This is a genomic window from Bradyrhizobium sp. WSM2793 (genome assembly GCF_000379585.1).
In the GTDB taxonomy this organism is placed as follows: Bacteria; Pseudomonadota; Alphaproteobacteria; order Rhizobiales; family Xanthobacteraceae; genus Bradyrhizobium.
In genome coordinates, this window is the sequence record NZ_KB902787.1 from 127080 (window position 1) to 137174 (window position 10095).

Genomic DNA, 10095 nt, shown 5'->3' on the forward strand with positions numbered 1-10095 from the left:
GCACCATTTGCCGAGCCAGACAACAGGACTGCGACAGAACGTGCCCGGCCTGACGGACCTAGCTGTTGGTCCGCCTACAAATGCCCATATGCGCGGTCACCGCATTTGCCTCGCCCGACCAACGACGTGGTAGCGATCTTGCTGACGCAACTCGTGTCCGTTGTTAAGATGCGCGCTGCGCATCAGACCGTGATGGGTGTGATCAGCATGGATTAGATGGCACCTCGACGGAGCCGTGGCGGCTCGTACACGGCTAGTGTCGGTTAGGCGTCACTGTGCGCGCTCGGTTCCGGCTAGCCACTCGAGACAAGTCCTCCGCACCTACGCGTGATGGCCTGAACGCTAGATAGCAATCGCGTTGCTTGGCCTTCGTGTCTCGGCACATGACCATTGCGCTTTCTTCCGCATGACCGATCGTGCCGGCGAGATGAGTGGTCCGGCAGCTTGTCCCTGTTCTTTCCGGGTTCGGCGAGGCGCGCGTGATTGTTTTGCCTCAACGTCTTGGCTGACCTGCAGCCGCTGTCCTCGTACCGCTGGCTTAAGGGGTTGTCCTCGGCCGCAGCCTCGAGCGCCTGCCGGGAGGCTATCGGCAGCGGAGGAAAGCAGACATCTCAACTTCGATTGCAGGCGTGTCAGCCTGCGCCATATTGGAAGGTTTAGGACAACTATACGTATGTCTGTAATGCGTTTTTTCTCGGCGCGTGCTCAGTTCAGCCGCAAGCAATCGATCTCGGAACCGCTCACCAGCGGGTCTTGTGGCCGAGGATTGCCCCATTTTTGCCTAAAATGTTATAGCTCTCCCGCCGGAGAACAGGCCGGACGGTATCACAATGTGTAGCCAGATCAGCAGTTTTAAACGTTCAGGCCCTCAGTTTACCTTCGGCAGCATAACGCTGGCCGTGGTAACACTGGCTTGCTTGTACCTTCAGGCGCATTTCGCCGCGACGGCGTTCGCCTATTTGTTGGTGGTATTGCTGTTTTCGTTGATGGGCAGCTTCATCGCGTCGTCCGCGCTTTGCATCCTAGCCATCGTTGCTCTCGCTTACTATTTTGCGCCGCCGGCGTTCAGCCTGCGAATCGATGACCCCCAAGATCTTCCGGTGGTTGTTGCATTCTTTATTGCCTCGATTGTGGGGACGCACCTGATCGGAAAGCTCCGCCAGGAAAGAGAGGCTGCGCGTGTGGCTGCGGCCAAGCTTCAGCGGAGTGCGGCCGACTTGGAGGATCGCGAAAAACGATGGCGCGCAATCTTCGAGCACAATCCGGCCATGTATTTCATGGTCGACGAAGCCGGCACGGTCCTCAACGTCAATACGTTCGGCGCGACACAACTCGGCTATGCTCGTGCTGAACTGATCGGTCAATCCGTGCTGGGCGTATTTCTTGAGGAGGATCGCGCGTTCATTCGCGAATGCGTTCGGACGTGCCTTGAGGATATCGGACAATCGCGCACGTGGGACGTCCAGAAGGTCAGGAAGGACGGCTCGGTCTTGTGGGTACGTGAAAACGCGAAAGCCATGCTCTGGGCCGATGACCAGCCCATTGTCCTTATAGCCTGCGAAGATATCACGGAGCGAAAGCGGACCGAACTTGCCCTGCAGCGGAGCGAAGCACATTTGGCCCAGGCGCAGGAGTTGAGTCATACAGGCAGCTTCAGCTGGAACACCACTACGGGCGAGGCCTTCTGGTCAAAGGAAACATTTCGGATTTTCCAATTAGATTCTGAGACTGTCCCAGGGCCGCAGCTCGTCGTTGAGCGCACTCATCCAGATGATAGGGCTTCGGTTAAAGAAACTATTGATCGAGCGATGCGAGACCCGAGCGATTTCGAGCACGAATACCGGTTGCTGCTACCTGACGGCTCGGTGAAGCACATCCATGCGCAGGCACGAGCCACGAGAACTGCGTCTGGTGACATCGAGTTTGTTGGGGCAGCTACGGATATTACGGCGGCGAGGCGAGCAGAACAGCAGCTGCGCCGCAGCGAAGCATATCTGGCCGAAGCCCAGCATCTCAGTCACACGGGCAGCTGGTCCTGGGACGTCTACGGTCTAGATTTCGTGTATCGCTCCGCCGAGGTCGATCGTCTGTTTGGCTTTAGCCCACAAGAACCGGTATCGATAGAGACCATTCGATCGCGCATCCATCCGGACGACTTGCCGCGGCTGCAGGAGGTGCGGCGCCAGGCGATTGAACACAAGGAGGGGCGGTTCGAATATGATTTCCGTATTGTTTTACCAGATGGCGGGATGAGGCGCATACACTCCGTTGCGCACGTGGTGGTCGGCAGCGATGGTAACGTCAGCGAGCTGATCGGAACGCATATGGATGTCACCGAGCAACACGCAGCTAGGGAACGCCTGGAAACCACACTTGCCGCGCTGCGCGAAAGCGAACAGCGCTTTCGCGACTACGCCGAAACAGCTTCCGACTGGCTCTGGGAGACTGGGCCAGATCATCAGGTCACTCACTTGTCCGAGCACACCAGCGCTGCGGGAATTTTGGCCACAGGATTGATGGGCCTGCTTCGCTGGGACATTGCGTGCGACGTCGAAGAGGAACCCGAGAAGTGGCGGCAGCATCGGGCGACGTTGGAGGCCCATCTTCCGTTTCGGGATCTCGTCTACCGCACCGTGAATCGGACAGGCTCTCCGATCTACGTCCGCACGAGTGGCAAGCCTTTTTTCGATGGAAACGGCAATTTTCTCGGTTACCGTGGGGTCAGCACTGACATCACCGCTACCATTCGCGCCGATCAAGCCGAACAAGAACTACGAAAGGCACAGGCGGAGCTTGCGCATGTGACGCGTGTAACGACGTTAGGAGAGCTGACAACTTCCATCGCCCACGAAATTAACCAGCCACTCGCCGCTATCATCAGCAACGCCGATGCTTGCCTCGGTTGGATGGGTCGCGAAGCTCCTGATCTTTCCGCCGCGCGTTCTTCGGTGGAGTGGATCATCGAAGACGCAATCCGGGCAAGCGAGGTGATCCGTCGTATTCGCGCACTCGCGAAGAAAGGCGAGATTGAGATGGTGCCGCTCGATATCAATGAGGTCGTTAAGGACGTCATTGCGTTGGTAACACGAGAGCTGGTGAGCCACCGAGTGACGTTACGAACCGAGTTGACGGCAGCGCTGCCTGCAATCCTCGGCGACCGGATTCAGCTACAACAGGTGATCATCAATCTGGTGATGAACGGAATCGAAGCCATGGACGCTGTAACAGACCGGACGCGCGAACTGCTGATTCAATCATCAAAGGACGACATGGGGCAGGTGCAGCTTGCCGTGACCGATTGCGGCGTCGGGGTCGCCGAGGACGACGCGGACCGCGTCTTAGATCCCTTCTTCACCACCAAGTCGAGTGGCCTTGGAATGGGTCTTTCGATCTGCCGGTCGATCGTGGAAGCTCACGGAGGGCGGCTGTCAATGGTCGACAGACATGGGCCGGGCGCGACGTTCCAGTTTGCCCTACCATTGCATGAGGAGGTCATCTCGTGACAAGGTGCTTTGACTCGCCAAGTGAAGGCAGCAATGCCGAGGCCTCGACAAAGGCGATCGTCTTCGTCGTCGAGGATGACATCTCCATGCGTCGCTCGCTTACGAACCTTTTTAAATCGGTAGGGTTGGACGTCGTTGCATTCGGATCGGCCCGCGAAATGCTGCAGAGCACAATTGCGGACGTTGTTAGCTGTCTAGTTCTTGATGTTCGGCTGCCAGGCTTGAGCGGCCTTGAGTACCAGACCGAGCTGGCGAGGTTGAACATACATATTCCGATCATTTTTATTACCGGCCATGGCGACATTCCCATGACCGTCAGGGCCATGAAGGAAGGAGCGGTCGATTTTCTCAGCAAGCCGTTTCGCGATCAGGAACTGCTTGATGCCGTGGTTGCGGCGACCGAACGCGATCGCAAAAGACGGAAGGCTCAGCAGACCGTCGCAAACCTGCAGTCTCTATTTGAGACCTTAAGCCCGCGCGAGCAGGCGGTGATGAAACTGGTCGCTACCGGCCTGATGAACAAGCAAGTAGCCGCCGAGCTTGGGCTCGCCGAAATTACGGTCAAGATCTACCGGGGACACGTCATGAAAAAGATGCGTGCCCGGTCGCTCGCCGACTTGATCAGAATGACTGAGACGCTGGGAATTCGCACCAATCGTCCTGAACAAACCCAAGTATGATTTTACAATTTCATTTCTCGAGCCCACTTTCGCCGAAAGTGGCTAATGCTTTGGCAGCCACCATTCCTGCGCCAGGAGGGCTCGTCTTGTCCACGCCTTTGATTTCCGTCGTTGACGACGACGCCTCAGTCCGTGCGGCGACAGAGAACCTTTTGAAATCGCGTGGCTACATCGTCCAAATATTTGCGTCGGCCGAGGAACTCTTGCGGTCGCCGCAGTTGAACGAGACATCCTGTGTCATTACCGATGTGCAGATGTCGGCTATGAGCGGCTTGGAGCTGTTGGCAGAGATGCGGACGCGTGGTTACGACGCACCGTTCATTTTCATTACTGCTTTCCCCAACGACCGCGTGCGCGCCTCAGCGCTGGGCGCCGGAGCGATTGGCTTCCTTGCCAAACCCTTTGGCGGACAAGCGTTAATCGAGTACATCGACACCGCACTGAAGGCGCGTGGCGGCCGAGTCGGGATCTGACGCAATCAACCTGCAGCGCTTGAGTTCATGTCCGATCTAAACGCTCATGCGACGACGATCTCGCCACCGATCAACCTCTTCGCGGTCGGACACGCTACTTGCTCTAAAATCGGGCGAGCGAGAGGCCAATTGTTGCCTTGTGGATGCCTTACCGACTATCGCCAGGCGGCTACATTGGTGCAGAACAACTTGCCGCTGCGAGGAACGGAGGGCACGCCGGCTCGACTCATTCTGCAGGTCGACGTTCAACGTAATGCTCACCTAAAGCGATCGACGAGCCTAAGCATTTCTTAACTCCGTCTGGATCGAGGCTATATATTCCATTGCAGAGTGGAGCTGGCCGAGAGCGCTCGACAAAGCAAGAGATTGGCTGTGCGCAGCCCGACTGCAGTGACCATGCCAACGGAGCTTCGCCCAGGACAACGCTTCACGTCTTGTGTTGAGGCTTTTCTGGTGAAAGAGCTCTGCACGATGCTCGTGCTTACGGCGTCGTGATGTCCGTTGACGCATGCCGGCCAGCCTTGTCCATAGGGACGCCGCTTCGCTGTGCATTTCCTTGCCCACCGATTCACGGCAGGCGCCCACGCCCTTACTACTTCGTAGGCGTCATCTGTAGAAGACTTCTGCCTCCAAGCAGTCCAAACTGCTCGGCGCAGCACGCCCGGCCCCTGGGGGGCCGGGCGCACTTTGGCGGCACCCCATGCAGGTTCTCGCCGCAGCGAGCATTGTCGCAATTGCCTTGCGCCGTGAGCTCCTACTCCCAAGGCGCAAACAAATCAGCAACCGCTAAGCCAAGAAGCAGTCTGGGGGTAGTATTCTGAGCCGACTCAGAGGAACTCCCAGCCGAAACGGCAATAAACGCAGAGGAGCCCGGAGCAGGCTAGATAGGGCCTACTCCATGGGGCCATATCTCCGGGATCCCATGGTCACATAAAATCATCCTCATAATCGTATGTTGAGGAGCTCGCTGGGATCTCGGTATCACTGCCTTCACTGTCGCCATCTTTGGAAAGATACCGCGCAGCAGTGCCTTTTCGCTGCCATTCGCCGTCGCTATTCCTTACCCATTTGTCTGACTTCTCTGGGTCGAGAACCATGTTGTCGTCGTCAACCTCGACGAACCCCATCTTTGCCGCACGGGCTCTTGCTTCCGGATTAGCCGGACGCAAATTGAGCAGCGGCCGTTTGCCTTCCATTCGAAGTTGATGCTCGAGCAGAATATCGCCAGCGTTCTCGACGAGCGGATGAACGACCTGAAGATCTACGGTAGACGTCGTCCCGGATCGCCCAGGAAACAGCTCCTTCCACCTTTTGACGTCGAACTTCGTCATGCTGTCGCCGCCTTCCATTCTTAGAAGTCCGACACTCTTGTTGCCCAATTGGTAGCTGAAGTATCGCGCATTCTCGGAATCCCGGGTGGTCCCGTAGTCTTTGGCAAGTTCTGCAGTTCGCTTTGCCTTGGCGGACACGAACTCGGAGTACTCGTGGGGGTTGTCGGCGATGTACTTGATTTCGTCGCCATGATAGGCCTCCGCGGCTTTTCGGAATGACTGACGATCGTTGAACTCCATTATGGGAGGGGTTGAAACGAGCGAATACGGTCTTGTTGCCGAAGATGAACCGCCAGTCGAGCCAGATTCGGCTAAGCGCATATTGGCGAACGCATCCGCAAAGCTGTCCGCGTCCTTTTGCTCATCACTTTCGGCAAAGTGAGAGGATTGGAAGTAGGACGAGCCGTTGATCCGATTATACATGGCGATTGGTGCTCCCGTCGGACATACATTTCCGCATCTAGTTTAGGCTTGTTAGGCCCAGCGGCGCTGATAGGGAGCCTGGCTTACCAAAACCTGACGTGGTCCTGCTGGCCGCCCTCACGCTGGCTTGTCACAGGGCCTTCTTCTGAACGACACCGCGGCACGCTCGTCCCATTGCCATTCATCAGGTTTGATGAGAGGCCGCGAGCACGTCCGAGGATGCTGCTCCATTAGGAATTGGGTCGATCGATGATTCATCTGCTGACGCCAATCGGATCATACTCTTTTCGGAGTTCTGCCCCGCCGCCTCATATCTGGGTCTTCTTTTCAACGTTCCAGTGGAGCTCGCGGACGAGCCGTCTTCGCCGATTTCCAGACTTTGACCAAAGATATTGCCTGCGCCAGAAGCGTAATCTAACTTCGACTCGTGGAAGCGCGATCCGCGCGTTCGGCGTCAACGCTCATTTATCCAAATCCGCATTTCGCCTTCGCCGCGATTAGCCCAGCTGATCCACGGAATGAATGTCAGTCGCTGCGGTTCTAGCTGTCCAGGTACTTTGTCGTATTGATAAAGCGCCGCTTCTTCAGAATGCGTGTGTTGCAACCGTGCCCCGTTGGCCTGAAGCAAAATCTTGCCGTTAAAGATACCAGTTCCTTCGATAAGGGAAAACCGGCTGTCTGCATGAAGCCAAACGTTGTGTAACTCGGTTCCGTTGTCGACTTCCTCCAGACAATAAATTAACGGTCACGCTGGATGGCCACCTTGCCGACCAAATTGCGAACTTGTGGATGGCCGTATACGCGACGCACTTGCATCGGCAGCGATAGTGTGACGCGATCTCCCTGCCGCCATGTTCGGCGAATGTGCAAATAGCCCTTGCGCGGTTCGCAATTCACAGGCTCGCCGTTCAGGCTCGCCTGCGGCGAGCTGCACCATTCCGGCAGGCGCAGGGCGAGCGTGTGGGCAATTGGCGGCGCAGATTCGACGGCGATTTCCACCTCGTCTCTCCAGGGATAGCTGCCGCTTATGAGCAACCGCAGCGCATGTCCGTCGACGGATATTGCCACCTTATTACCAACGTAGAGATTTACATAGAGCGCGTCGGTGCGGGGCGTGTAGATGTAATGACCAATCGATGTGAAAAGGCGTGCGATGTTAGGTGGACAGCACGCGCAGCCAAACCAGCGTCGTCGTACCGGCGAGTCATGATTGTAGATGCCATTAGATCTCAGCGTTTTGGGATGCACTTCGAGCGGGTTAACATAGAAATAGTGACGTCCGTCGAACGCGATACTGCCGAGAACGGTATTGTAGAGCGCGCTCCATCACGTCCGCATAGCGCCCGTCCAGTTCCATCTCCAGCATACGGCGCGCGAACATCAGCAGGCCAATCGACGCGCAACTTTCCGCGTACGCCGTGTCATTCGGTAAATCGTAATCGCTGCTGAACGCTTCGCCGGCGTCTTGCGAGCCGATGGCTCCAGTAACATAGATCTGGCGCTGGACCATGTTTTGCCATAGGCGTAGGCAAGCTTGGCGCTGCTGCTCATTCTGGCGCAGACGCGCGAGATGAGCTACCGCGGTCATGAGATATACAAAAAGAACCGCATGACCAGTTGCACTCCGCTGCTCCGAAAGCGGCAAGTGCGCTTGGCTATACGCTTTATTTTTTATCATCCAAGGCATGCGGTCCGATTTGGGGACGCAGGATTGCTGGCGCTTCTCGTACTCAATGTCGTAAAAGTGTGGCTCGGTGCCGCGTTGCTCCACGAAAAAATTGGCTAGCGTGAGATATCGCTGCTCCTTTGTCGCTTCGTAGAGGCGTGCCAACGCAAGTTCGATTTCCGGATGGCCATCGTAGCCGTGCAACTGATCGCGCTCCGGGCCGAAAACTGTGCCGAGGTGGTCAGCAAGCCTGCAAACGACCTCCAGCAATCGCCGTTTGCCAGTCGCCTGAAAGAACGCGACACCCGCTTCAATCAAATGGCCCGCGCAATAAAGCTCGTGGCACTCCGCTAGGTTGGTCCAGCGCTCCTGAGGCGCGTTCAGTATGGATAGGTGTTGAGATAGCCGTCGCCGCATTGGGCGGCCGCAATCAATTCAATCAGCTCATCGGCGGCTTTCTCCAGGTCTGGATTTGGTGCCTGGCATAGCGACCATGCAGCCGCTTCAAGCCATTTTGCGACGTCGCTGTTCTGGAAAACCGTGCCATGGAACTCCCCCCTCGCACGTCCGGCGGCAAGGCGGAAGTTCTCTACCGCGTGGCTCGGTATCGCATCGGGATCACGATCGTTCAGCACCTCCCATTGGTAGGGAATTGCCACTTCCCTGACCAGCTGCTGGCATTTCCCAATCAGCGGATCCGAGACCTGTAGGTTGTGAAGATCGACTTCGGCCACATTCCGATCATTCATCTCGTTCCTCCTTGGAGTGTGGCGAACGGACGCCTAGCCTGGCAAGCCATCTCACCACGATTGCGTTGTTGGGTTGTGGCCCTGAGATTTGCGGCTGCACAATCGTATTCTCGGTGCGAGCGTTCAAACGATAGAAATGGAGAGGCTGCCCAAAGGCGCCGCACTCCAGACATGCGTTGACAGCAGTCGCGTTCGAGGAGCGGGACAGCAATTCCCGTGCCGAAAATGAGGAGCGGTTCTTCTTTCAACCCGATCTGCGGCTCCGCGGTATGAGCCCGATGCGATCGCTGGCCACCGACCGGATTTGCCAGTCGTGCTAAATCCCGCGTCGCCACAAGGATGGTCGATCCTCCTATCCGAGCGGGTCGGTTGTCGCTGGGCCAGATAATGGCCAATAGTACTCGCCTGTCGCATATACGGCGGGCGCGCCGCGTCCTTCCGGTGCGGCGAACCATCTGCTATTGATTCTAGGCCCTGGAACTTGCGCGGGAATGTCCGGTTTCTAACAATCCTTTTGATGACAGGTAGCAGGTGGGAGGGCCGCGGTGGCGCGTGTGGCCCAACCGGATTGAATGAGCCGCTGCTACGCGCGATCTACGGAGGAAACTGGACTGCTAATCCTAGCAATCGTCCCGGGGTCGAAGTGCATGCTCAACTTGCCCGACATGGCGCGGATGCTGGCAATCGGGAAAAGTAAGTTGTCGCGCGTATGCGCTTCCAGTGAATAAGCCGCGACGGAGCGGCCACAAGCTGTCTACACCGACTTGCTCGCCGGCTTCGGCAAGATGCGAGGATGAGTTAGAGATATCTTTTGTGCATCGAGCTTCAGGCTGATTTGGCCCTGCAAGGCAGATAGCAGGCTGGGTAACCAAGAGCCGACTTGGATCTCCCAATTGTCCGTAATTCGTCGTTCGTGAAGAACGGCTAAGCGATTGAGCTAGAATCGCATTTTGTCGTTGTGGACTGGTTTGCGAATGCAGGGTTTGGTGCACCGGGCATCGGAGCCTTGCAATTTCATTTTCGGGATTCCGTCGAATCGCCAGCCATGATTCCGTCGTCGCATCGGAGGTGGCGATGCGACCGGAGAAGCACAGGACGACGAGATCGGGCGATCTGTTCCGGGCTAGGCTGGACCAGATCATCAATATGAAGCACGCGCTGCTTCGGCTCGCCGGCAAGGTCGATTGGGACTGGATCGACGGCGAGATCGCGCCGCTGTACAGCGAGAACGGCCGGCCCGGGATCGCGACCCGCTTTGTGATCGGGCTGC

General features: G+C 57.0%; 7 protein-coding genes and 2 pseudogenes. 4 read left to right on the plus strand and 5 right to left on the minus strand.

The features are described from left to right. Positions 1 to 830: 830 nt before the first annotated feature. The 3 genes from A3AS_RS0121610 to A3AS_RS0121620 all read left to right on the plus strand — a co-directional run bounded on the left by A3AS_RS0121610 (position 831) and on the right by A3AS_RS0121620 (position 4656). Complete coding sequence (locus tag A3AS_RS0121610; RefSeq protein WP_018319650.1) at positions 831 to 3503, plus strand: PAS domain S-box protein; 2673 nt, start codon at positions 831 to 833, stop codon at positions 3501 to 3503. Further along, positions 3500 to 4183, plus strand: a complete 684-nt coding sequence (locus tag A3AS_RS0121615) for a response regulator transcription factor (RefSeq protein WP_018319651.1) — start codon at positions 3500 to 3502, stop codon at positions 4181 to 4183. The genes A3AS_RS0121610 and A3AS_RS0121615 overlap by 4 nt, the downstream gene beginning before the upstream one ends. 86 nt (positions 4184 to 4269) lie before the next feature. Then, positions 4270 to 4656, plus strand: coding sequence for a response regulator transcription factor (locus A3AS_RS0121620; protein ID WP_026202231.1), 387 nt, complete (start codon positions 4270 to 4272; stop codon positions 4654 to 4656). Positions 4657 to 5582: 926 nt separating this feature from the next. Here A3AS_RS0121620 and A3AS_RS0121625 read toward each other — a convergent pair. The 5 genes and pseudogenes from A3AS_RS0121625 to A3AS_RS49815 form a co-directional block, all read right to left on the minus strand. Beyond that, positions 5583 to 6410, minus strand: a complete 828-nt coding sequence (locus A3AS_RS0121625; RefSeq protein ID WP_018319653.1) for a hypothetical protein — start codon at positions 6408 to 6410, stop codon at positions 5583 to 5585. 454 nt (positions 6411 to 6864) lie between these two features. Continuing rightward, entirely contained in the window at positions 6865 to 7149 is a 285-nt protein-coding gene (locus A3AS_RS50095; protein ID WP_371260693.1) for a hypothetical protein, read from the minus strand. Continuing rightward, complete coding sequence (locus A3AS_RS48405; RefSeq protein ID WP_371260695.1) at positions 7149 to 7565, minus strand: hypothetical protein; 417 nt, start codon at positions 7563 to 7565, stop codon at positions 7149 to 7151. Before A3AS_RS48405 ends, A3AS_RS50095 begins: the two co-directional genes overlap by 1 nt. Before the next feature lie 33 nt (positions 7566 to 7598). Then, positions 7599 to 8493: pseudogene (locus tag A3AS_RS48410) on the minus strand (glycoside hydrolase family 127 protein); the annotation flags it as partial. Further along, positions 8457 to 8825, minus strand: coding sequence for a beta-L-arabinofuranosidase domain-containing protein (locus A3AS_RS49815; RefSeq protein WP_026202234.1), 369 nt, complete (start codon positions 8823 to 8825; stop codon positions 8457 to 8459). The pseudogene A3AS_RS48410 and the gene A3AS_RS49815, both read right to left, overlap by 37 nt. 1074 nt (positions 8826 to 9899) lie before the next feature. Between A3AS_RS49815 and A3AS_RS0121650 the strand changes: the two are divergent. Continuing rightward, positions 9900 to 10095 (plus strand): annotated as a pseudogene (locus A3AS_RS0121650) (IS5/IS1182 family transposase); the annotation flags it as partial.

Coding starts and splice junctions, on each gene's coding strand:
- A3AS_RS0121625 (WP_018319653.1), bottom strand. CDS start 6,410: ATGTATAATCGGATCAACGGCTCGTCCTACTTCCAATCCTCTCACTTT.
- A3AS_RS0121610 (WP_018319650.1), top strand. CDS start 831: ATGTGTAGCCAGATCAGCAGTTTTAAACGTTCAGGCCCTCAGTTTACC.
- A3AS_RS49815 (WP_026202234.1), bottom strand. CDS start 8,825: ATGAATGATCGGAATGTGGCCGAAGTCGATCTTCACAACCTACAGGTC.